This is a genomic window from Pseudooceanicola algae, from assembly GCF_003590145.2.
In the GTDB taxonomy this organism is placed as follows: Bacteria; Pseudomonadota; Alphaproteobacteria; order Rhodobacterales; family Rhodobacteraceae; genus Pseudooceanicola; species Pseudooceanicola algae.
In genome coordinates this window covers 948,141-970,250 of record NZ_CP060436.1, presented here as the reverse complement: position 1 = coordinate 970,250, position 22,110 = coordinate 948,141, and the positions used below count along the sequence as shown (strand labels likewise).

The following is a 22,110-nucleotide window of genomic DNA, read 5'->3' as shown; positions in this document are numbered from 1 at the left end:
CCCCCGCCGCGACCCGCACCGCGTCGTTGGTGGGCGCAGGGACCAGGCGCCAAATGGCCTGGCAATCGCGTGGAAACAGGGTGCCGCACCTGCATTGCAAGCCCCGGATTGGTCCGGGGTCACGGGGAGGTTAACACAAGTTAGGGGAGAATGACGATTGGTCTTGACCAGAAAATGCCAATCTTCGCGGGCGGATACCCTCGTCCACCGACTGTATCTAAGCCGGTGGACGAAAAGGCAAGGGTCGGTCGGCAACCCGGTGGTCGGGCGGCTGCGCTTCAGGCGCCGAGATCGACCAGAACGCGGCCCCGCACCCGGCCCTCAAGGATATCCGCTCCGAGGCGCGGCAGGTCTTCAAGGCTGGCGCGCGTGATCATCGACTGGAGCTTGTCCACTGGCAGATCGGTGGCGATCCGGTCCCAGGCCCGTTGCCGATCGGCAAAGGGCTTCATCACGCTGTCGATCCCCAGCAGGTTCACGCCGCGCAGCAGGAAGGGAATGACCGTCGCCGGCAGGGCCGCGCCCCCCGCAAGACCGACCGCAGCCACCGAGGCGCCGTAGCGCATCTGGCCAAGGACCCGCGCCAACATCTCGCCACCGACGGCATCGACGGCACCGGCCCAGGTCTCGGCCTCAAGCGGACGCTTTGTCGTGGTATTGATCTCGTCCCGCGCCACGATCCGGCTGGCGCCGAGCGCGGTCAGGTAATCGGCGGTCTCGGGGCGCCCGGTAACCCCGGCCACCTGATACCCGAGTTGCCCGAGGATCGCCGTCGCGACAGACCCGACGCCGCCGGCCGCCCCGGTCACCAGAACCTCGCCCTTTTCCGGGCTCAGCCCGTGATCTTCCAGCGCCATGACCGCGAGCATGGCGGTGAAACCGGCCGTGCCGACCGCCATGGCGTCTTCGGTGCTCAGGCCTTCGGGAAGCGGGACCAGCCAGTCAGCTTTTACGCGGGCCTTCTGAGCATAGCCGCCCCAATGGACCTCGCCCACGCGCCAGCCGGTCAACACCACGCGATCACCAGGGGCATAGCGCGCATCCGTGCTTTCCTCGACGCGACCGGCGAAATCGATGCCCGGTACATGGGGATACTTGCGCACCAGCCCGCCCCCCTTGGGCGACAGGCAAAGGCCGTCCTTGTAGTTCACGGTGGAGTATTCGACGGCAACCGTCACCTCGCCCTCGGGCAGGTCCTGCGTGTCGATTTCGCGGATATGCGCCTTGGCGGGGGCATCATCGCCCGCCTTTTCCATTACCAGTGCCTTGAACATCTTGCCTCCCAACGGGGTATTTCCTGACTTTTCAGGGCCCCGAGGTCAAAGCCAGGGGCCCTGTTGTGGCATATAGGGCAGATCCGTGTCCTGTGTCCTGCACCCTGCTGCGGTCAGCATGGCATGGATCTGACCCCGATGGTGAGTCTGGTGATTGAAAAGCTGCATGACAAGCAGGGCGCGCGGCTTGCGCATCTGCGTGGCGGCCACCCCGGAATACCAGCTGAGGTCCCCTGTCAGATCCAGCGCCTTCACATGATCGCTCCAGTAAAGGATATGCGCATCAAGGCGAAACCGCTCCGCCCCCCAGGTGGCAAGAGTGGGCATGTAGCGGGGCGATTCCGCCCCGGGAAGGTTGGGTTTGGGCCAGTCGCTGAACCGCGACATCCACATCGCATCGCCCCAAAGCAGATGGTTCGCCGTCCCCAGGATCGACCCGAAAAACGCCCCCCGATCCTTCAAAAGTTCTGCAAGGGACAGGGTTTCCATCGCAAGGCGCATGGAGCGGTTCTGCCAGGCGTTGTAGCGCGCCATGGTTCGACAATAGTCCGGCGTGATCATGTCTTTGGGCCCCCTTTTCCCTGTCACGGGAATAAACCGCAGGGATTTCAACGCGAAGGCCGAAAAATTGCAAGCGATGCGCGCTCAGCGCCGCGACAAAGCCTCTTGCAGCACGCCAAGCACTACGTCCCGGGGCACATCCGAGGCAATGAAGGACCTGCCGATGCCCCGCGCCAGCACAAAGCGCAGCTGGCCATCGACGACCTTCTTGTCCTGACCCATCAGGGTCAGCAGGCCCTCGGCATCGGGCAGGTCGCCCGAAATGTCGCTCAGGTCGACCTTCATGCCCATCTCGCTCAGGTGCTGGCGGACACGGCTGGGGTCCTCCTGGGCGCAAAGGCCCAGTTTCGAAGACAGCTCGAACGCCAGAGCGCAGCCGATCGCCACGCCTTCGCCATGCAGAAGCCGGTCGGAATAGCCGGTCGCGGCCTCCAGCGCATGGCCGAAGGTATGGCCAAGGTTCAGCAGCGCGCGGTCGCCCTGCTCGGTCTCGTCCCGCGCCACGATATCGGCCTTCATCTCGCAGGCGCGTTTGACGGCAGCCACACGCGCGGCCATGTCCCCCGCCGCAAGCGCGGGCCCCATGGATTCGAGCCATTCAAAGAAGGCCGCATCGCCAAGCATGCCGTATTTCACCACCTCGCCGTAGCCGGCTAGGAAATCGCGCGGCGCGAGGGTCCCCAGCACGGCCGTGTCGGCCAGAACCAGACTTGGCTGGTGGAAGGCACCGATCAGGTTCTTGCCCTGGGGCGCATTGATTCCGGTCTTGCCCCCGACAGAGCTGTCGACCTGGGCCAGCAGCGTGGTCGGGATCTGCACGAAGCGCACCCCGCGCCGCAGGACAGAGGCCGCAAAGCCCGCCAGATCGCCGATGACCCCGCCGCCAAAGGCGACGATCACGTCCGAACGTTCGATCTTCTGGTCCAGCAGCCAATCCAGGGCGCGGGTGAACTGTGGCCAGCCCTTTGTCGCCTCGCCCGCCGGCAAGGAAAGCGACACCATGTCGATGCCTGCCGCGGCGAGCCCGGCACGCAGGCTGTCCAGATGCAGGTCCGCCACGGTTTCATCGGTCAGCACCGCGACACGTTTGCGACGCAGGAACGGGGCGATATGCGCGCCGGCCTCGGCCAGCAGACCCGGCCCGATCAGGATCTCGTAGCTGCGCTCCCCAAGCGAGACCCGAAGGGTTTCGCGCAGGGCCTCAGGTGTCTTGGCGGTTTCGGTGGTCATGCGGTTTCCTCCAGCACATCCGGGCGGGTCAGCAGCGCCTGGGTGACTCTCTGGGCCATATCCGGAATGCTGTATTCGGGGGCTGATTCCACGTCCACATCGGCCAGCGCATAGACCGGCACGCGGGCCTCGTAAATCTCGCGCAGGGTGGCGCGCGGGTCAGCGGTGCGCAGCAGCGGACGGGTGTTGCGGTGACGCACCCGCGACCAGAGCAGGTCCAGATCCGCGTTCAGCCAGACCGCCAGCCCCTGATCACTGATGATCTCGCGGTTGCGCGCATTCATGAAGGCCCCGCCCCCGGTCGAGAGCACGCACGGACGGCCTTTCAGCAGCCGGGCGATGACCTGATGTTCCTTTTCGCGAAAAAAGGCCTCTCCGTCGCGGGAAAAGATTTCGGCGACAGACATGTTGGCGGCTTTCTCGATCTCGATATCCGAATCGCGGAACGGCACCCCGAGCAAGGCCGAAAGGGACCGGCCCACGGCGCTCTTGCCGGCACCCATCATGCCCACCAGGACGATCGTCTTCTTGAGGTTCCAGCTCATCCGTAATGCGGCGCTCGGCGCCTGCCTGCCTTTTCGCTAATTTCTCGTCTGAATGACGTGATATTGCCCGGAAGGCCAGTTATATGTTCGGCAAAACCAAAAGGAAATGGGGCGCCCACCACATGCTGAGCATCTTCAAATGGCTGGTATATCTGCTGATCCTCGCCGGAATCGCGCTGATCGCCTACGCCTATATCGGCCCGCCCCTTGGCGCGAACTTTGCCCCTGCGATGCAGGAATACAGGACACCGCTGACCCTTGATGCCGACTGACAGATTGATCTTCCGGCCCGGGCTTCGGGCATGCGACCTTGCGGTGACGGCCCTGTGGCTGGCACTGGCCGGGCCGGGTGTTGTCCATGCCCAGGACAGCACTGTCGGCGGGATTACCGAGACCACCGACGAGGATGCGCAGGCGGGGGCCGAAGATACCGGCGCGCTGCTGCCGCCCGGTGTGCTTCCGGGGCTGGAAGACGGCATCGTTCTGGTGCCGCCGCAGGGGCTTGCCTCCGGTGCCGAGGCGCCTGCCGCAGATCGGACCGCCGGCCAGGCGCCCGCTGCGCGTCAGGCGGCGCCCCCCCCGCAGACCGGCGGGCCGGGGCAGCCGATCTCGGCCATCAACTGGCTGAATGCGGCCGCAACCGGATCGGCGCCCGGCGCAGGCACGACCCCGGCCCCCGGTGTCACGCCGCGCCCCTCGGGCAATGGGGTGCTGAGCGTCGCCATGCCCGATTACGACCCCGGCCGCCGCGCCCCTGCCCCCGAAGAAGTCCCTGTCGCCAATAGCGCCACGGTGCCCACGGTTCGTACGCTGGGACTGGGCGAGACATCGGGCGGGACGGTCGGCCTGCTGCCCGCGTCGGTCACCGGATTGTCACCGGACCTCTGGCAAGGCAGCTCGTCCCGCGAACTGGGCCGCCAAATCGCAACGCTGAATGTCGATGGCGCCCCGGCGATGCAATCCCTGCTTTACATGCTGCTGCTGGCCGAGGCCGAGGCGCCTGCGGATGACAGCGGCGTTCGCCTGCTGCGCGCGCGGATTGCCAAGCTGCGGGATCTTGGCGCGGTCGAACCGGCGCTGGCACTGATTGACCTGGCTGGACCGTCCCGCGATCCGGGGCTGTTCGCCGATTGGTTCGACCTGTCTCTGATCGCCGGCACTGAAACCGAGGCCTGCGCCGCGATGATTGCCGCGCCCGAGCTTGCGCCTGGCGAAGCGGCCCAGGTCTTTTGCCTGGCGCGGGCGCAGGACTGGATGACGGCGGCGCTGATCCTGGATACCGGTAGCGTGCTTGGCCGCTTTTCCCCGACCGAAGAGCGACTGCTGACCCGGTTCCTGCATGACGATCTGGACGATGGCGCCCTGCCCCTGCCGCCGCCCGCCACGGTGACGCCGCTGCTGTTCCGCCTGTCCGAAGGGATCGGAGAGCCGCTGCCGACCTCTTCCCTGCCGCGCGCCTTTGCGGTGTCGGACCTGCGCGGGTTGACCGGCTGGAAGGCCGAGCTGGAGGCCGCCGAACGGGTCGCGGCCAGCGGTGCCCTGGCCGACAACCGGCTGCTGGGGATCTATTCGCAAGGCCGGCCCGCCGCCTCGGGCGGGATCTGGGACCGGGTGACGGCCGTTCAGCGGTTCGACACCGCGATTTCGGCCGCCCAACCGGATCGCGCGACGATCCTGGCCCGCCTGCCTGCCGCCTGGCAGGCCATGATGGCGGTCGAACTGGAGGTGCCCTTCGCCCAGATCTATGGCCCGCAATTGACAGCCTATGCCGATGCGCCGGGCGAGGCGGGTAAACTGGCCCTGCATGCCGCGCTTCTGGGCCCGGACCCCGCCGAACAGGCCAGCCGCCTGACGGCGCGGGACCGGGAAAGCGCTTTCCTGCTGGCGCTCGCGGCGGGTCAACCCGATCAGGCCAGCGCCTATGACCGCGATTCCCGCCTTGTCGCCAGCGGCTTTTCCCCCGACACCCGGCCCCCCGCCCGCATCCTGTCGCTTCTGGGCGAGGGGCGCTCTGGCGAAGCCATCCTGGCCGCCATGCGCCTTTATGCCAACGCCATGTCCGGCGAGATGAAGGATGCCGAACCCGCCCTTGCCGCCTTCCGCGCCATGGGGCTCGAGGACACGGCCCGTCGCGGCGCGCTGCAACTGCTGCTGCTGGAACGGCGCGGCTGATGGGCGCCGATCCGGCCCCCGAGGACCGCTGGCTGCCCGCCTTTCTGGATGCCCAGGCGGCCGAGGCGGGTGCGGCGCGCAACACCCTGCTGGCCTATGGCCGCGACCTGAAGGACGTGCGCAGCTGGCTGACCGGCAAGGGCAAGGGGTGGCGCAACGCCGAACAGACCGATATCGAAGCCTACCTTGTGGCCTGCGATGCGGACGGCTTGTCCCGCGCCACCCGCGCCCGCCGCCTGTCCGCGATCCGCCAGATCTATCGCTTTGCCTTCGAGGAAGGCTGGCGCAGCGACAATCCCGCGATCCGCATCCGGGGTCCGGGCCGCGCACGCAGCCTGCCCAAGACCCTCAGCATAGATGAGGTCGACCGCCTTCTGTCCGCCGCACGCACCACCGGCCGGACCGAGGCCGACCGTCTGCGCAACACCTGCCTGACCGAGCTTCTATACGCCACCGGAATGCGGGTGACTGAACTGGTGACCCTGCCCATTGCCTCGGCGCGCGGGCGGCCAGAAATGCTTCTGGTGCAAGGCAAGGGCGGGCGCGAACGCATGGTGCCCCTGTCCGGCCCCGCGCAGGAGGCCCTGACGCTCTGGCTGGCGCGGCTGGACGAAATCGGGGAACAGGCCCGGCTGGACGGCAAGCCCGTGTCGCGGTTCCTGTTCCCCTCGCGCTCCCGCGAAGGCCATCTGACGCGGCACCGGTTCTACCTGCTGATCAAGGAAATCGCGGTGGCCGCCGGGGTGTCGCCCGACCGGGTAACGCCGCACCGGTTGCGCCATGCCTTTGCCACCCACCTGCTGGAAAACGGCGCCGACCTGCGCGCGATCCAGACCCTGCTGGGCCATGCCGACCTGACCACGACCGAGATCTATACCCATGTGCTGGAAGACCGGCTGAAGGACCTGGTGGAAGGGCACCATCCGCTGAACCGCCAACCCTGAACCGGCCTCCAAGGGGCATGGGACGCCGGCCGATGCGCACCCGGAGGCCTTGAAACCCGGCCTTGCGCGTCCCATAACCGCTTGAACCAAAACGCCGGCGCCGGGTGACCGCCCGGCCCGCACACAAAGGCAGAAGGCCCCATGCTGAGCAGTCTCGACATGACATTCTGGATCACCGCCGGGGCGATCATCGCCCTGCTGGTCTGCTCGGCCTTCTTTTCGGGCTCTGAAACGGCGTTGACCGCGGCTTCGCGCGGCAAACTGCGCAACCTTGCCGACAAGGGATCGCGCGGTGCCGAACGCGCGCTGACGATCACCGAAGACAACGAACGCCTGATCGGCTCGGTCCTGCTGGGCAACAATCTGGTCAATATCCTGGCCACATCGCTGACCACCGCGCTGTTCACCACCCTGTTCGGAGACAGCGGCGTGGCGCTGGCGACCCTGGTGATGACCCTGCTGGTGCTGATCTTCGCCGAGGTGCTGCCAAAGACCTACGCGATCACCAATTCCGAGGCGGCGGCTTCGCTTGTCGCGGCCCCCATCGCGATCTTCATCCGCATCTTTTCGCCCGTGGTTTCGGCCGTCCGCCTGCTGGTCCGGGCCGTGCTGCGCATCTTCGGAGTGCGCATCGACCCGGACAGCCGCATCCTTGCGGTGCGCGAGGAAATCGCCGGCGCCCTGCAGTTGGGCCATTCCGAAGGCGTCGTCGAAAAGGAAGACCGCGACCGGATCCTTGGCGCGCTCGACCTGTCCGAACGCACGGTGGAAGAGATCATGTTGCACCGCTCGCGGATCGAGACGATCAATGCCGACGACACGCCCGACGACATCCTGAGCCAGTGCCTGACCTCGAACCACACGCGCCTGCCCGTGTTCCGCGACGAGCCCGAGAACATCATCGGCATTCTGCATGCCAAGGACCTGCTGCGGGCGCTTTATTCGCTGCGCGCCAGCGATCGCACCCGGCAGGAGACCCTGGATGCCTTCAAGCTGAGCGACGTGATGATGCAGCCCTACTTCATCCCCGAGACCACGACGCTCGATGAACAGATGCGCCAGTTCCTGCATATGCGCACCCATTTTGCCCTGGTGGTCGATGAATATGGCGCGTTGCAGGGGCTGATCACGCTGGAAGACATCCTGGAAGAGATCGTGGGCGAGATCACCGACGAACACGACCCCGCCACCTCGGATGAAGAGGTCCGCCCCGGTGCCGACGGGCAGTACACGGTCGATGGCTCGATGACGATCCGCGATCTCAACCGGGCAATGGACTGGTCGATGCCCGACGAAGAGGCCAACACAATCGCCGGTCTGGTGATCCACGAAGCGCAGATGATCCCCACCGTGGGCCAGGTCTTCATGTTCCACGGCTTCCGCTTCGAGGTGCTGTCGCGCAAGGAAAACCGCCTGACCCGGCTCAAGATCCGTCCGCTGGAAACCTCCTCCTGGTCCTGAAGCGTATCGGGCCCGGGCTCAGTCTGCCTTGAGATCCCTGGCCTTCCGGCGCAGGGCGCGGGCGGCCTCGGCGATACCGTCGTGGTCATGGCTTTCCAGCGCGGTCAGGGTTTCATCCACCGGCCCCACCATTTCGGGCCGCCCGGCCCCGTCCATCAGCACCGGCCAGAGCGGGCGGTTGACCAACGCATCGACATCCAGAGGCGGCAGGAACAGCCGGTCATGCAGCGGGCCGTCATGGCGCGCACAGGCGCCGTCCAGCAGAATCCGCGTGATCCGGCGCAGCATATCGACGGCAGTGCCCGGATCGTTGACGCCGGGTGACAGCCCGCGCACCGCGATTTCGGAAAGACACGTCAGGCCGAAATGCGGATCCTGCACGAAGTCCCGCAAGGAGCCGATGCGGATATTCTCCAGCACGCCTTCCCCCAGATCGCCCTCGCAATGGGCAAAGACCTGGCCCTGATAGATAAAACCGCCCACGGGCACGGTAATCCAGATCCGGCCATCCGCCTTCTTGGCGGCCTCTTGCAGCAGGTCCTGATAGATTTCCTGAAGGTAGCCCGTTTGCGGCGCCCGAATCCCGGTGGCGCCTTCGGGGATCCTGGTGGCCTCCAGGGGGCTGGCCCCGAGACAGGGAAATTCCGACCGGATCTTCCAGGCCTCCCGGGTCTTGTCCTCGATCTTCTGGGCAGTGCCGATCAGGCTGCCCAGCATCTCCAGATGGGAAATCCAGCGGATGATCGCCGCGACGATCAACAGGATCACGAGCAGGGTCATGGCAAAAAGCACCACCAGCCCCGGCCCTTCGAAGATGTCCATTTCCTTCAGGATGATCGCCAGAAGCGCGAAAAGATAGGCCCCGACGAAGGTGGCAAGCACCGTGTGGGTGGTGGTGTCCTCTAGCAGGATCTGATGCGCCCGTGGCGTCCAGAGGGTCGAGACATTGCGATGCGCCGCCGCCATCACGGTCAGCGAAAAGGTGGTGACCGCCAGCATCGAATTGGCGATGATCGACAACAGTCGGTCCACGGCCTCGGCCCCGACACGGCCTTCCAGCCCCTCCGGCAGGCCGCGCCCCAGCAGCTTGGACAGCAGCACCGCCAGCACGGCCAGCAGCGCGATCAGCAGCACCCGCACCACGAGACGGCGCGAGAATTCATGAATTTTGCGAAGCAGGGATGGCAGCATCGGGATGGTGTTCCTCGTGACGGCGCATGAAGGGGGCGGTCTCCCCACTAACTAACCCGAACCGCGACCCGATCCATCGTCTTTTCGGTGCCTTGCCGGGATCGCGTCCGATGTCCGCCACCGGTGTCCATCCTGCTCAATCCGTGACCGTCCCATTGCCCACGCCGGCGCCGGCCAGCCCGCCATGGGGTCCGCGCAGCCCCTTGCCAGCACCGCCAATCCTGTTTCCGACACCGGATGTCGCGTTTCGGCTTGCCTGCGCCTGTCGCCTTTCTAGCATCGCTGCATAGCCATAAGGAATCTGCCATGCAAACCACCACCCGCGTCGCGGTCATCGGCGGCGGCGTCGTCGGCTGTTCGGTGCTTTATCACCTGACCAAGCTCGGCTGGACGGATGTCCTGTTGCTGGAACGCTCCGAACTGACCAGCGGATCGACCTGGCATGCAGCGGGCGGGTTCCACACCCTGAACGGCGATACCAACATGGCCGCGCTGCAGGGCTACACGATCCGGCTTTATCGCGAGCTTGAAGAGATCACCGGCATGTCCTGCGGGCTGCATCATGTCGGCGGCGTGACCCTGGCCGACAGCCAGGACCGGTTCGACATGCTACTGGCCGAACGGGCCAAGCATCGCCACATGGGGCTGGATACGCGGATCGTGATGCCGGACGAGATCCGCGACCTCAGCCCGATCACCAATCTCGACGGGATCATCGGCGCGCTCTACGATCCCCTCGACGGACACCTGGACCCGTCCGGGACAACACACGCCTATGCCCGCGCCGCCCGCATGGCCGGGGCCACGATCGAAACCCATTGCATGGTGCGCGAAACCAACCAGCGCCCCGACGGCACATGGGACGTGGTGACCGACAAGGGCACCGTGCATGCCGAACATCTGGTCAATGCCGCCGGTCTCTGGGCGCGCGAAGTCGCGGCGATGGCCGGGCTCTACCTGCCACTGCACCCGATGGAGCATCACTACATCGTCACCGACGATATCCCCGAGATCTACGAACGCGACAGCGAACATCCCCATGTCATGGATCCGGCCGGCGAAAGCTATCTGCGACAGGAAGGGCGCGGGCTTTGCATCGGGTTCTACGAACAACAGGCCAAACCCTGGGCCGTGGATGGCACGCCCTGGAGCTTTGGTCACGAATTGCTGCCCGATGATCTGGACAAGATCGGCGATTCCATCGAATTCGCCTATCGCCGTTTCCCGGTGCTGGAAACCGCCGGTGTTAAATCGGTGATCCACGGCCCCTTCACCTTTGCACCCGACGGCAATCCACTGGTCGGGCCGGTGCCGGGAATGCGCAACTACTGGTCAGCCTGCGCCGTCATGGCCGGGTTTTCCCAGGGCGGCGGCGTCGGGTTGATGCTGGCGCAATGGATGGTCGAGGGCGAATGCGAACGCGACACCTCGGCGCTGGACGTGGCCCGCTACGGGCGCTGGATCACGCCGGGCTATACACGCCCCAAGGTCATCGAGAACTACCAGACCCGGTTCTCGGTCGCCTACCCGAACGAGGAAAAGCCCGCCGCACGCCCCTTCCGCACCACGCAGATGTACGACATTTTCGATACCATGGGCGCGGTCTGGGGTCAGCAATACGGGCTGGAGGTGGTCAATTACTTCGCCGCCGCGGATGAACCACGCTATGAAACCCCCAGCTTCCGCCGCTCCAACGCTTTCGCAGCCACCGGGCGAGAGGTCGCCGCCGTGCGCGGCGCGGTCGGGATCAACGAGGTGCAGAATTTCGGCAAGTACAGCGTGACCGGCCCCGGCGCGCGGGCCTGGCTGGGCCGGGTCATGGCCGGACGCCTGCCCCGGCCCGGCCGGATTTCCCTGACCCCGATGCTGGCGCCATCGGGGCGGATCATCGGGGATTTCACGATCTCTTGCCTGGGCGAAGACGCGTTCCGCCTGACCGCCTCCTATTCCGCGCAGGATTACCACATGCGCTGGTTCGAGGCGCAGGCCGAAGACGGCGTCGAGGTGCGCAACATCTCGGACCTGTCGACGGGGTTCCAGATCGCCGGCCCGAAGGCCCGCGCGCTGCTGCAGGCCTGCACACGCAGCGATGTCGCCGCGATGCGCTTTCTCGACGTGGCGCAGATGAGCATCGGGATGGTCGATTGTCTGGTGCAGCGGGTCTCCTACACCGGGGATCTGGGGTATGAGATTTATTGCGACCCGATGGCGCAACGGGCGCTCTGGCAGGTGCTCTGGAAGGCGGGCGAACCGCTCGGGATCACACCCTTCGGAATGCGGGCCATGATGTCGCTGCGCCTCGACCGGCTGTTCGGATCCTGGCTGCACGAGTTTTCGCCCGATTACACACCCGCGGAAACCGGGCTTGACCGGTTCATCGACTGGACCCGCGATTTCATCGGCAAACCGGCCGCCGAAGCGGACCGGGCAAACGGCCCCACCCGCAAGCTTTGCGGTTTCCGCGTCACGGCGCAGGACGCCGATGTGCAGGGCTATGAACCGATCTGGCTGGGCGGGAAGGTCGTCGGCTATTGCACCTCGGGCGGCTATTCGCATCATCTTGGCCAGAGCCTCGCGCTCGGCTTCCTGCCGGTCGGTGACGCGATCCCCGGCACCAAGGCCGAGATCGAGATCCTCGGCAGGATGTGCCCGGCTGTCGTGATCGAAAACACCGGCTTTGACACCGATGCCAGCCGTATGCGTGGCTGACGGCGGGACCGAAGACCTTCATGCCTCCGGCGGGAGCATTTCGCACAGGGGAAATGGGGCTCGGCGTATCCTCTGTCCGGTTTCATCCTGTCGAAATTACTCCGGGGGACGGGGTTGCCGGACACTGTGGGGGGCAGAGCCCCCTCTTCAGGTCCGCGGCACCAGACGCAGGCGGATGCCGTTTTCGCTGCGCACCGTCAGATGGGCCACGGGGCGCGGGATGTCACCCGGAATGGGTTCCAGACGATAGCTGCGCAGGATTTCCGACAGGATCAGCACCCCTTCGATCATCGCGAACCCCGCCCCCGGACAGATCCGGGGCCCTGCCGAAAACGGCATGTAGGCATCGCGCTGGCAGCGCCGTCCGTTGTCGGTCTGCCAGCGGGAAGGATCGAAGCCGTCGGGATTATCCCAGAGCCTTTCGTGGCGATGAAGATGCCAGGGGCTCAAAACGATCTGCCCGCCGCGCGGCAGGTCCCGATCCCGGAAACGCTCCGGGCGGGTGGTTTCGCGCACCATCATCGGCACGGGGGGATACAGGCGCAGGGCTTCGCGAAAGACGTCCCGGGTCAGATCAAGCCGCGCCAGACCGGCGACACCGGGCGCGACAAGCCGGGCCTCGGCAGCGGCCTTTTCCTGCCATTCCGGATGCGTGGCCAGCAGATAGAGTGTCCAGCCAAGCGCCGACGCACTGGTTTCATGCCCCGCCAGGAAGAAGATCGCGACCTGATCGACCATTTCCTGCGCTTCGAAACAGGCACCGGTTTCAGGGTCCGGCGTCGTCATGATCTTGGTGGCCAAATCATCCGGCGCGGTGCCGGCGGCGATCTCGGCGCTGCGTGCTTCGGTCATCTCGGTGATCAGCGCCCGGATGCGACGCGCATTGGCCCGCGTGTCGCGTCGGAACAGGCGGGGCATCAGGCGGGGCAGCGGCAGGAAGGCCGCAAGGTTCAGGATCGGCTGGCTGCGTTGATAGGCCTGAAAGGCGTGAAAGACCTCGGCCGCCCGCGCATCGTCGATCGGGATCGAGAACAGCGTGCGAAAGATCACGTCGGCGGTGGCGTGGCTCATTTCCTCTTCGATCTCGACCGGACCGGGGCGCAGGCGGACGACGCAGGCCTCGGCGGCGGATTTCATCGCCGGGTAGGTGTCCTTCAGCCGCCCGCCTTCGAAGGCCGGGTCGATGATGCGGCGTTGGCGCGCCCAGGTGTCGCCATTGGTGACAAAGACACTATTGCCCAGAAGCGGGCGCAGCCCTTCGCTGATCCGGTTGCTTTTCGGGAACTCCGCCGGGCGTTCCTTCAGCACCTGGCGCAACAGGTCGGGCTGGTTGATCAGGTAGGAGCGGAAGAAGGGCGTGCGAAATTCGGCCATCCAGGCCCGATACAGCCGCGCCGGTTGGGCCGACAGGATATCCTTGCGGAACAACCGCGCATAGGCCAGCAGGCTGACACGGCCAGCACGTGCCGGGGGCTTGGGTGGCAGCGGTGGATCGTGCGGGCTCATGACGAGACCGAGGTATGGCGGTTGACCGCCCTGGTGATCCGGCTTTGCGACGGAGCGGCACCTGCAAACCTGTCGCGCAGGTTTTGGGGCCCGGCCGTGATGCGGAAATAGTCGTAGGCGCCAGGTCTATCGAAGGCACAGAGGTACTGAAAATGCAGGCGGAAGAACCGCCAGCGCAAGGCTTTCCACCGAGCGGGGCTGAGGGTCTGGGTGAAGGCCGCGGACAGGATCAGCGGCGCAACCTGGCCCTCGGGCGCGACGCCGCTGACCCCGGCGGGATCGCAAAGCGCAAAGGCGCAGCCATCCCCCGGCGCGCTGACATCCAGCCAGAAGACATCTGTTTGCGCGGAAAGAAAGGCCAGATCACCGCGCAACCGGTCCGCCTTCGGCAAGAAGGAGACCATCGGCACCACCTGCCCCAGCGACAGGAAGGACAGCGCCGGGCCAGTCTTCGCCAGCGGCCCCGCGCGCAGCAGATCGGCCAGAATCGAAATGCCCAGATGCGCGCCAGAGCTATGGCCGATCACCAGCACTTCGTCCCAATCCTGGTCCAGCGCCTCGGTGATCAGGGCGCGAAAGTCCCGCATCCGGGTTTCTAGCGCCGCGGGATTGGCGCCCCGGTGCCGGGCCGAGAAACTGTAATCATGCATCAGGTAATAGGCAAAATAGCGGCCATCGCGCCGCCGGAACCAGATCAGCACCGCCACGCACAACGCCACCCCCATCAGCGCCCCGACGACAGGCCCGATCATCGGGGCGATCCCCTCGACACCCATCGCCACCAGTCGGGCGGCCAGCAGGCCCAACCCAAGCGCGATCCCCAGTTGCAGCAACAAAAACCCCACCGGGTAAAGCGCCGCGATCACCGGCCCCTTGCGCAGGCGCATCAGGCGGAACAACGCTCCGGTCGAAATATAGACCCAGGCCGTGCGCAGCAGCGCGCCGTAGGTCGCCGCGATCGAAGTGCCCATGCTGTCGCGCACGATATCCGTCCAGGTGAGAACCGAGATATCGGCCGTCACATCCGCCCCTTCAATCCGTGCGGCAACGGTCCAGCCATAGGGGATCCCCACGGCCCGGCCTCCGGGTTGCGGGGTCTGTGAAATCTCGTAACCGGATATCGCGGCCTGAACGGATGATTCCTTGCGATATAGCTCTCGGTAGCGGCGCGGGTGGATCGGGTCGAAACCGGGGATATAGAACACCTTGCGCCGCGTTACGGGGCGCATGCCATCCCTGCCCTCGATCCTGGCTGCGCCGGTCACTGATCTCTCCTGCCCCTGCTTCAGGGGATCAGGTTAGAAGGCCGAAGCCGCGAAGTTAAGCCCCCAAGGGGCAAAGCCTGTGCCGCTGCTCAGCCGAGGGTGGCAAGACCGGGGAAGCTTTCCAGAAGCCAGTAGGAAAAGCGCGAAAAGCCCCCTGTGAGCATCATCAGCCCGATGGTCCAGAGCAACAGCCCCATGAGCCGTTCAATGGCGCCCATATGGCGCTTGATCCAGGCCATGGTGCCCGCCAGCCGTGGCAGGAAGGCCGCAACCAGAAGGAAGGGAATGCCGAGACCGGCCGCATAGACGCCCAGCAACAGCATCCCACGCGTCACCGAGGCCTCGGAGGCGGCCAGCGACAGGATCGCGCCAAGCTGCGGGCCGATGCAGGGCGTCCAGCCGAAGGCAAATGCGAGGCCAAGCACATAGGCTCCGAACGCCGTGCCACCCCGGTCGCCCGCATCCATACGCGCCTCGCGGTTCAGGAAGCCGATGGGCAGGATGCCGAGGAAATGCAGGCCGAAGATCATGACGACGATCCCGGCGATCGTGTTGAACCAGCCCTGATAGGCCAGGAAGACCGCGCCAAGGGCCGAAGCCGCGAAGCCGAGGAACAGGAAGACCGTGGACAGCCCCAGCACGAAGAACAGCGCCGGCAAAAGCGCCCGCCACCGCGCGCCGTCGCGCCCCAGATCGGCCATGCTGACCCCGGACATATAGGCCAGGTAAGGTGGCACGATGGGCAGCACACAGGGGCTGAGGAAGGACACCAGCCCGGCAAGGGCGGCCACCAGCATTGCGGGCAACAGGGCCGCATCCATGATCTCGATTCCGAACATGGCCAAGGTCTATACATCCCCGCCCCCGAGGTCACGGGCCGATAGGTCGCAGGGCTTTCACAGCCGCGTGTCCCCTGCGGTCTTTTCCACCCGCAAACCCTGCCCTGCAGATCCGGCCCGTTAAGGGGGTTCACCCATAGGGCGAACCGAGGCAAGATTCCGGGACCGCAGCCTGAAACACCGAGACAGAGGTCAGGCAGGCAATCGGTCGGAGAGAACCGGGGGTCGAGCGCCTTCCATAATCTTAAATTATCAAAACTTTCCGAAAATTGAATTTCTTTCTATGCAATCGGGCTGGTAGAACGTTTGCAACGGGCAAGCCGACAGGCAGAGGTCGGGGATTGGGGAACGACTCCACCCGATCTGCCCTGCTGCCCTGACGGACGGACGATAAACCAACGCTTCTTTGCCGGAGGAAAAAACTATGGACGGAAATGATATGGCCAGCGGGGGCAAATGCCCGGTGATGCACGGCGGGATGACCAGCACGGGCAGTTCGGTCACCAGCTGGTGGCCCAATGGTCTGAACCTCGACATCCTGCACCAGCACGACAGCAAGACCAACCCGATGGGTCCGGACTTCGATTATTCCGAAGCGCTCAAGACCCTGGACGTCGAAGCGCTGAAGAATGATCTGCGCGCGCTGATGAACGAAAGCCAGGAATGGTGGCCGGCGGACTGGGGCTCCTACGTTGGCATGTTCGCGCGCGTCGCTTGGCACGCCGCAGGTTCCTATCGTCTGGCCGATGGCCGTGGCGGTGGCGGCACCGGCAACCAGCGTTTCGCGCCGCTGAACTCCTGGCCCGACAACGTGAACACCGACAAGGGGCGTCGCCTTCTGTGGCCGATCAAGAAGAAGTACGGCAATGCCGTGTCCTGGGCGGACCTGATGATCCTGTCCGGTACCATCGCCTATGAAGTCGCCGGCCTGAAGACCTTTGGCTTTGCCTTCGGTCGCGAAGACATCTGGCATCCGGAAAAGGACGTCTACTGGGGCGCGGAAAAGGAATGGCTTGCCCCCTCCGACACCCGTTACGACGACGTCGCGGACGCGGCATCGCTGGAAAACCCGCTGTCGGCCGTCCAGATGGGCCTGATCTATGTGAACCCCGAAGGGGTCAACGGCACACCCGATCCGATGAAGACCGCCGCCATGGTGCGCGAAACCTTCGCCCGGATGGCCATGAACGACGAGGAAACCGCAGCTCTGACCGCCGGTGGCCACACGATTGGCAAGAGCCACGGCAACGGTGACGCGGGCGACCTGTCCGAAGATCCCGAAGCGGCGGACGTCGAATTCCAGGGCATCGGCTGGATGAACACCAAGGGCCGTGGCGTTGGCCGCGACACGGTGGTTTCCGGGATCGAAGGTGCCTGGACAGCCAACCCGACCAAATGGGACATGGGCTGGTTCGAGATGCTGTTCGGCTACGAATGGGAACTGACGACCTCGCCCGCCGGTGCCCACCAGTGGAAGCCGGTCGACATCGACGAAGCGCACATGCCCGTCGACGTGGAAGACCCCTCGATCCGCTGCATGCCGATGATGACCGATGCCGACATGGCGATGAAGGTCGACCCGATCTACAACGCGATCTGCAAGAAGTTCATGGCAGACCCGGAGTATTTCTCGGACACCTTCGCCCGCGCATGGTTCAAGCTGACGCACCGCGACATGGGCCCCAAGGCCCGCTACACCGGCCCCGATGTGCCCGCCGAAGACCTGATCTGGCAGGATCCGATCCCCGCCGGTACCAAGGGCTACGACGTCGGCAACCTGAAGGCCAGGATCGCCGCTTCCGGTCTGAGCCTGCCCGAGATGGTCGCAACGGCCTGGGACAGCGCACGGACCTATCGCGGGTCGGACATGCGGGGCGGTGCCAATGGCGCGCGCATCCGTCTGGCGCCCCAGAAGGATTGGGAAGCCAACGAGCCCGAGCGTCTGGCCAAGGTGCTTGCCGTTCTGTCCCCGCTGGCCGAGCAAGCCGGTGCCAGCCTGGCCGATACCATCGTCCTGGCCGGTAACGTTGGGGTCGAACAGGCGGCGAAGGCAGCCGGTTACGACATCGCGGTGCCCTTCGCACCGGGTCGTGGCGATGCGACCGACGAGATGACCGACGCGGATAGCTTCGACGCTCTGGAACCGGTGGCCGATGGCTTCCGCAACTTCCAGAAGAAGGACTATGTCGTCAGCCCCGAAGAGATGCTTCTGGACCGTGCCCAGCTTCTGGGCCTGACCGCTGCGGAAATGACGGTCCTGATCGGCGGCATGCGGGCCATGGGCGCCAACTATGGCGGCGATACCCGTGGGGTCTTTACCGATCGCGTCGGAACGCTCAGCACCGACTTTTTCGCCAACCTGACGGACATGGCCTTTACCTGGGTCCCGACCGGCAGGAACAGCTACGAAATCCGCGACCGCAAGAGCGGTGCCGTCAAATGGACCGCCAGCCGCGTTGACCTGGTGCTCGGGTCGAACTCGATCCTGCGCGCCTACTCCGAAGTCTATGCCCAGGACGACAATGGCGGCAAGTTCGTCAATGATTTCGTCGCAGCCTGGACCAAGGTCATGAACGCCGACCGCTTCGATCTGTAAGCGATCCCTGCCGCCTGCGGGTGGCTTGGCTGAAATCGAAAGGGGGCTCCGGATGGGGCCCCTTTTTTCGTGTCCGCTGGACAGGATGGCCAAGGGTGCCTAAGCCAAGGGGATGGAGATACTGGAAGTAGATGCCCGTGGCCTGCGCTGCCCCCTGCCCGTCCTGCGCGCCCGCAAACGCCTGAACGCCATTGCGCCCGGTACCTGCCTGCGGGTGCTGACCGATGACCCAATGGCGCAGATCGACATGCCGCATTTCTGCAATCAATCGGGGCACGAGATGCTGTCAGCAGAAGACTGCGGCGGGCATCATGTCTTCGTGATCCGCAAATCGGCCTGAGGCCGCTGCCGCCGCGCCACAACGCATTTCCCGCCCACAAATGAAAACGCGCCCCGCAGGATGTCCCTGCGAGGCGCGTTTCCGTTTACAGTTCGTCAGCAGTGCCGGGCGATCAGCCCCGCGACCACCAGCCACGACGCTTGGGCTTGTCGTCCGCCTCGGCGCTGGCCTCGGTGGTTTCCTCGGCCATGACCGGCTCGGGGGACGGTTCGGGCGTCACTGCGCTATCGGATTGTGCCTCGGGTTGCGCGGCCTCGGGGGCCTCTTCTGCGACCGGATCGGCAGCAACCGCCTTGGAAACCTCATCCGTGGCTGTGTCTGCCTCGGTCACCGTTTCGGGAGCCGCAGTCGCTTCGACCGCTTCTTCGGGTTCAGGATCCTGCGTGACAGGTTCCTGTGCCTCATGGGTTTCTTCGGCGGCAGCGACAACTTCAGCCGGAGCATCGACCGGGATCTCTGCCGGGGGCAGATCCGCGACCTCCGCAGGTGCCGGTGCGGCAACCTCCGCTGCTGCAACGGCTTCGGCCGGTGTCTCGGGTGTCCCTTTTTCGGGCACGGCAGCTTCGGCTACTGGCACCGCAGCTTCGGTCCCGGTTTCCGCAGCAACGGTGTCGGTATCCTGACCCCTGTTGCCACCGCGACGTCCCCGACCCGAAGACCGGCGGTTCGACGATTTCCCGTCGTTGCCCGATGCGTTCTCCGTCTCGTCACTGCGCGTCTCGCTGTCGGACCCATTGTCGGACCCGTTGTCGCTATCCGAGGACATGTCGTCATCGCCCGACCCACCCTTCTTCTTGCGCCGACGCCGACGGCGCCGCTTGGGCTTGGGTTGATCATCGGACCGTTCGCCTTCGGGCTGCTGTTCCTGCGCCGGAGCGTCTGCCGTCTCGGGGGTCTCGATTTCCTCGACCGCTTCCTCGTGAACATCGTCCTGTGCCTCGTCGTCGATGTCATCCATCAGCGAGGTATTGGCCGAAACCACATGCGCCGCTTCGACAACCTTGCGAGTCGCGGTCTTGAACTTCTCCATCTCGAAATCGGGGGAGATCAGATGCGGGTCGCCTTCGATCCGGACAGCCATGCCATAGCGCGACTCGATCTGGGCGACATGTTCGCGCTTCTGGTTCATCAGGTAGTTGGCGATCGCGATCGGGGCCTTCACCAGAACTTCACGGGTGCGGCGACGGGTGCCCTCTTCCTCGATCTGGCGCAGGATGTTCAGCGCCACGTTGTCGTCCGACCGGATCAGACCCGTGCCATGGCAGACGCTGCAAGGCTGTGTTGTTGCCTCCAGCATGCCGGGCCGCAGACGTTGGCGCGACATCTCCATCAGGCCGAAGCCCGAGATACGACCGACCTGGATACGGGCGCGATCCGTCTTCAGCTTGTCCTTGATACGCTTTTCGACGGCGAGGTTGTTCTTACGCTCGTCCATGTCGATGAAGTCGATGACGATCAGCCCGGCAAGGTCGCGCAAACGCAACTGGCGGGCAACCTCTTCGGCGGCCTCAAGGTTGGTCTTCGTCGCGGTTTCCTCGATCGAACCTTCCTTGGTGGCCCGGCCGGAGTTGACGTCGATGGCAACAAGCGCCTCGGTGATGCCGATGACGATATAGCCGCCGGATTTCAGCTGCACGACGGGATTGAACATGCCCGACAGATAGCTTTCGACCTGGAAGCGGGCAAACAGCGGCAACTGTTCGGCGTAATGCTTCACGTTCTTGGCGTGGGACGGCATGATCATCTTCATGAAGTCCTTGGCGTTGCGGTAGCCGCGTTCGCCTTCCACCAGAACCTCGTCGATCTCGCGGCTGTAAAGGTCGCGGATCGAGCGTTTGATCAGGTCACCTTCTTCATAGATCTTCGCCGGAGCGATGCTTTTCAACGTCAGCTCGCGGATCTGTTCCCAAAGGCGCTGCAGGTACTCGTAATCGCGCTTGATCTCGGACTTGGTGCGCTTGGCACCGGCAGTCCGCACGATCAGACCGGCCCCCGAGGGCACGTCGATTTCGGTCGCGATTTCCTTCAGTTTCTTGCGGTCGACGGCATTGGTGATCTTGCGCGAAATGCCGCCCCCGCGGGCAGTGTTCGGCATCAGCACGCAATAGCGTCCCGCCAGCGACAGATAGGTGGTCAGCGCCGCGCCCTTGTTGCCGCGTTCTTCCTTGACGACCTGCACCAGAAGGATCTGGCGGACCTTGATGACTTCCTGGATGCGATACCGCTTGGCACGCGGCTTGCGCGGAGGACGGATATCCTCGTGATCGTCTTCGTCGGCGACGCTCTCGATCTCGCTGTCCTTGGACTGCGCATCTCTCCGACCACGGCCCGGAGCATCATCCCCGTCGTCGCTGTCGTCGTCATCATTGCTGTCGTCGTCATCCTCGGATTCGGCGACCGGAGTCTCACGCACGGTCTCCATGGGAGAGCTGCCCTCTTCCACGTCGTCGTTGTCATCCTCGTCCAGATCGATGGTTTCCATGCCACCGATCTGTTTCGCCGAAGCGGCGTCGGTCTTGTCGCCCGCGTCCTCGCCAGAGACCTCCTGCGTCGCGACCGCATCGTCCGAAGCCGTTTCCTGAGCCTTGGAGCGGGACCGCGACCGGGACCGGCGCTTGGGCTTCTCGTCTTCGTCTTCGCGCGCCTTCAATGCCTCGGCATAGGCCCGCTCTTCCTCCATCAGCGCCTGACGGTCGGCGACGGGGATCTGGTAATAATCCGGGTGGATTTCCGAAAAGGCCAGGAAACCGTGCCGGTTGCCGCCGTAATCGATAAAGGCCGCCTGAAGCGAGGGCTCTACCCGCGTAACTTTGGCGAGGTAGATATTGCCGGCAAGCTGGCGCCGGTTCTCTGATTCAAAGTCGAATTCCTCAACCTTGTTTCCGTCCACGACCACAACGCGGGTTTCTTCCGCGTGGGTCGCATCGATAAGCATCTTCTTTGCCATGATAACCATATGCGCAACGCGAACGCCCCCTGGCGGCGGACGACCCAATGGGCCTGCCCGGCGGGGCGGAGGTGCTGAGGTTGCGACTGTCAGGGGCGATAAAGGCGTCACGGTCGGCAGCGCCGCGGGCGCCGGTTACGGCGCTTCCCAGGGCTGTCTCGATCCTCGCACGCTTCATCGCGTTTCTTCTCCGACGGTGCTGTACCCACCCGAGGTGGCCTTCACGAAGACCCTGCCCCGAACGGTCGCCCGCCCATTCTATGCCGAACAGACTTGGGTTTTTGTCCCGAAGCCTTCCGGCGAGTGCGAAACCCTTGCGGGTTCAATCGGCCCGAAGCCGGTGGTCATACATGCCAACCCGGATCCGGCGAAACTGTCTCGGCCCAAACTAGGGGCCGTTTCATGAACATAAGGTGGAGAGCCATGCCCTGACAATGACCAAATTGGCACATTCCCTTTTCAAGAGCAGTTTTTCGCACTTCGAGCGCCGATTGGTCGATGCGTTTTCCCAGACGGGGCCGCCATCCAAC

The 22,110-nt window shown here is 64.9% G+C and carries 16 protein-coding genes; 7 read left to right on the top strand and 9 right to left on the bottom strand.

Translation table 11 applies throughout. The features are described from left to right. Positions 1 to 278 precede the first annotated feature (278 nt). The 4 genes from PSAL_RS04630 to PSAL_RS04615 form a co-directional block, all read right to left on the bottom strand. Positions 279 to 1,274: an MDR family oxidoreductase gene (locus PSAL_RS04630; RefSeq protein WP_119840252.1), complete on the bottom strand. Its 996-nt coding sequence runs from the start codon at positions 1,272 to 1,274 to the stop codon at positions 279 to 281. Between the two features lie 45 nt (positions 1,275 to 1,319). After that, positions 1,320 to 1,835: a DinB family protein gene (locus PSAL_RS04625; protein ID WP_119840092.1), complete on the bottom strand. Its 516-nt coding sequence runs from the start codon at positions 1,833 to 1,835 to the stop codon at positions 1,320 to 1,322. An 84-nt stretch (positions 1,836 to 1,919) separates the two neighbouring features. Then, entirely contained in the window at positions 1,920 to 3,065 is a 1,146-nt protein-coding gene (aroB, locus tag PSAL_RS04620) for a 3-dehydroquinate synthase (protein ID WP_408004200.1), read from the bottom strand. After that, positions 3,062 to 3,610, bottom strand: coding sequence for a shikimate kinase (locus tag PSAL_RS04615; protein WP_119840091.1), 549 nt, complete (start codon positions 3,608 to 3,610; stop codon positions 3,062 to 3,064). The genes aroB and PSAL_RS04615 overlap by 4 nt, the downstream gene beginning before the upstream one ends. Before the next feature lie 122 nt (positions 3,611 to 3,732). On the opposite strand from PSAL_RS04615, the gene PSAL_RS04610 reads away from it, so the two are divergent. The 4 genes from PSAL_RS04610 (at position 3,733) to PSAL_RS04595 (ending at position 8,187) form a co-directional block, all read left to right on the top strand. After that, the gene (locus tag PSAL_RS04610; RefSeq protein WP_196222832.1) at positions 3,733 to 3,882 is read left to right on the top strand and encodes a hypothetical protein; all 150 of its coding nucleotides are present in this window, start codon (positions 3,733 to 3,735) and stop codon (positions 3,880 to 3,882) included. After that, positions 3,872 to 5,782 carry a hypothetical protein gene (locus tag PSAL_RS04605; protein WP_119840089.1) on the top strand — a complete coding sequence of 637 codons (1,911 nt, stop codon included), beginning with the start codon at positions 3,872 to 3,874 and terminating at the stop codon, positions 5,780 to 5,782. The genes PSAL_RS04610 and PSAL_RS04605 overlap by 11 nt, the downstream gene beginning before the upstream one ends. Then, the gene (locus PSAL_RS04600) at positions 5,782 to 6,726 is read left to right on the top strand and encodes a tyrosine recombinase (protein WP_119840088.1); all 945 of its coding nucleotides are present in this window, start codon (positions 5,782 to 5,784) and stop codon (positions 6,724 to 6,726) included. The genes PSAL_RS04605 and PSAL_RS04600 overlap by 1 nt, the downstream gene beginning before the upstream one ends. Before the next feature lie 141 nt (positions 6,727 to 6,867). Beyond that, positions 6,868 to 8,187, top strand: a complete 1,320-nt coding sequence (locus PSAL_RS04595; protein ID WP_119840087.1) for an HlyC/CorC family transporter — start codon at positions 6,868 to 6,870, stop codon at positions 8,185 to 8,187. Between the two features lie 18 nt (positions 8,188 to 8,205). Here the strand turns inward: PSAL_RS04595 and PSAL_RS04590 are convergent, their stop codons facing one another. Further along, positions 8,206 to 9,378 (bottom strand): DUF2254 domain-containing protein, encoded by a 1,173-nt coding sequence (locus PSAL_RS04590; protein ID WP_119840086.1) that lies wholly within the window; start codon positions 9,376 to 9,378, stop codon positions 8,206 to 8,208. Positions 9,379 to 9,684: 306 nt separating this feature from the next. Here PSAL_RS04590 and PSAL_RS04585 point away from each other — a divergent pair, with 306 nt between their 5' ends. Continuing rightward, positions 9,685 to 12,087: a GcvT family protein gene (locus PSAL_RS04585; protein WP_119840085.1), complete on the top strand. Its 2,403-nt coding sequence runs from the start codon at positions 9,685 to 9,687 to the stop codon at positions 12,085 to 12,087. A gap of 147 nt (positions 12,088 to 12,234) precedes the next feature. On the opposite strand, the gene PSAL_RS04580 is transcribed toward PSAL_RS04585, so the two are convergent. From PSAL_RS04580 to PSAL_RS04570, 3 genes are all read right to left on the bottom strand, one after another. Continuing rightward, entirely contained in the window at positions 12,235 to 13,593 is a 1,359-nt protein-coding gene (locus PSAL_RS04580) for a cytochrome P450 (protein ID WP_119840084.1), read from the bottom strand. Next, positions 13,590 to 14,822, bottom strand: a complete 1,233-nt coding sequence (locus tag PSAL_RS04575; RefSeq protein WP_119840250.1) for a hypothetical protein — start codon at positions 14,820 to 14,822, stop codon at positions 13,590 to 13,592. Before PSAL_RS04575 ends, PSAL_RS04580 begins: the two co-directional genes overlap by 4 nt. Before the next feature lie 125 nt (positions 14,823 to 14,947). After that, complete coding sequence (locus PSAL_RS04570) at positions 14,948 to 15,697, bottom strand: cytochrome c biogenesis CcdA family protein (RefSeq protein ID WP_119840083.1); 750 nt, start codon at positions 15,695 to 15,697, stop codon at positions 14,948 to 14,950. 424 nt (positions 15,698 to 16,121) lie between these two features. Between PSAL_RS04570 and katG the strand changes: the two genes are divergently transcribed. Both katG and PSAL_RS04560 read left to right on the top strand, forming a co-directional pair. Next, the gene (gene katG, locus PSAL_RS04565) at positions 16,122 to 18,293 is read left to right on the top strand and encodes a catalase/peroxidase HPI (RefSeq protein ID WP_119840082.1); all 2,172 of its coding nucleotides are present in this window, start codon (positions 16,122 to 16,124) and stop codon (positions 18,291 to 18,293) included. A 112-nt stretch (positions 18,294 to 18,405) separates the two neighbouring features. Further along, entirely contained in the window at positions 18,406 to 18,633 is a 228-nt protein-coding gene (locus PSAL_RS04560; RefSeq protein WP_119840081.1) for a sulfurtransferase TusA family protein, read from the top strand. Between the two features lie 112 nt (positions 18,634 to 18,745). Here the strand turns inward: PSAL_RS04560 and PSAL_RS04555 are convergent, their stop codons facing one another. Further along, the gene (locus tag PSAL_RS04555; RefSeq protein WP_119840249.1) at positions 18,746 to 21,580 is read right to left on the bottom strand and encodes an Rne/Rng family ribonuclease; all 2,835 of its coding nucleotides are present in this window, start codon (positions 21,578 to 21,580) and stop codon (positions 18,746 to 18,748) included. Between the last annotated feature and the right edge of the window lie 530 nt (positions 21,581 to 22,110).

Excerpts from the sequence above, each read along its gene's own strand:
- PSAL_RS04560 (WP_119840081.1), top strand. The coding sequence starts at position 18,406 with ATGGAGATACTGGAAGTAGATGCCCGTGGCCTGCGCTGCCCCCTGCCC.
- PSAL_RS04595 (WP_119840087.1), top strand. The coding sequence starts at position 6,868 with ATGCTGAGCAGTCTCGACATGACATTCTGGATCACCGCCGGGGCGATC.
- PSAL_RS04630 (WP_119840252.1), bottom strand. The coding sequence starts at position 1,274 with ATGTTCAAGGCACTGGTAATGGAAAAGGCGGGCGATGATGCCCCCGCC.
- PSAL_RS04570 (WP_119840083.1), bottom strand. The coding sequence starts at position 15,697 with ATGTTCGGAATCGAGATCATGGATGCGGCCCTGTTGCCCGCAATGCTG.
- PSAL_RS04555 (WP_119840249.1), bottom strand. The coding sequence starts at position 21,580 with ATGGCAAAGAAGATGCTTATCGATGCGACCCACGCGGAAGAAACCCGC.
- PSAL_RS04625 (WP_119840092.1), bottom strand. The coding sequence starts at position 1,835 with ATGATCACGCCGGACTATTGTCGAACCATGGCGCGCTACAACGCCTGG.
- PSAL_RS04605 (WP_119840089.1), top strand. The coding sequence starts at position 3,872 with ATGCCGACTGACAGATTGATCTTCCGGCCCGGGCTTCGGGCATGCGAC.
- PSAL_RS04615 (WP_119840091.1), bottom strand. The coding sequence starts at position 3,610 with ATGAGCTGGAACCTCAAGAAGACGATCGTCCTGGTGGGCATGATGGGT.
- aroB (WP_408004200.1), bottom strand. The coding sequence starts at position 3,065 with ATGACCACCGAAACCGCCAAGACACCTGAGGCCCTGCGCGAAACCCTT.
- PSAL_RS04580 (WP_119840084.1), bottom strand. The coding sequence starts at position 13,593 with ATGAGCCCGCACGATCCACCGCTGCCACCCAAGCCCCCGGCACGTGCT.
- PSAL_RS04610 (WP_196222832.1), top strand. The coding sequence starts at position 3,733 with ATGCTGAGCATCTTCAAATGGCTGGTATATCTGCTGATCCTCGCCGGA.
- PSAL_RS04575 (WP_119840250.1), bottom strand. The coding sequence starts at position 14,822 with ATGCGCCCCGTAACGCGGCGCAAGGTGTTCTATATCCCCGGTTTCGAC.
- katG (WP_119840082.1), top strand. The coding sequence starts at position 16,122 with ATGGACGGAAATGATATGGCCAGCGGGGGCAAATGCCCGGTGATGCAC.
- PSAL_RS04600 (WP_119840088.1), top strand. The coding sequence starts at position 5,782 with ATGGGCGCCGATCCGGCCCCCGAGGACCGCTGGCTGCCCGCCTTTCTG.
- PSAL_RS04585 (WP_119840085.1), top strand. The coding sequence starts at position 9,685 with ATGCAAACCACCACCCGCGTCGCGGTCATCGGCGGCGGCGTCGTCGGC.
- PSAL_RS04590 (WP_119840086.1), bottom strand. The coding sequence starts at position 9,378 with ATGCTGCCATCCCTGCTTCGCAAAATTCATGAATTCTCGCGCCGTCTC.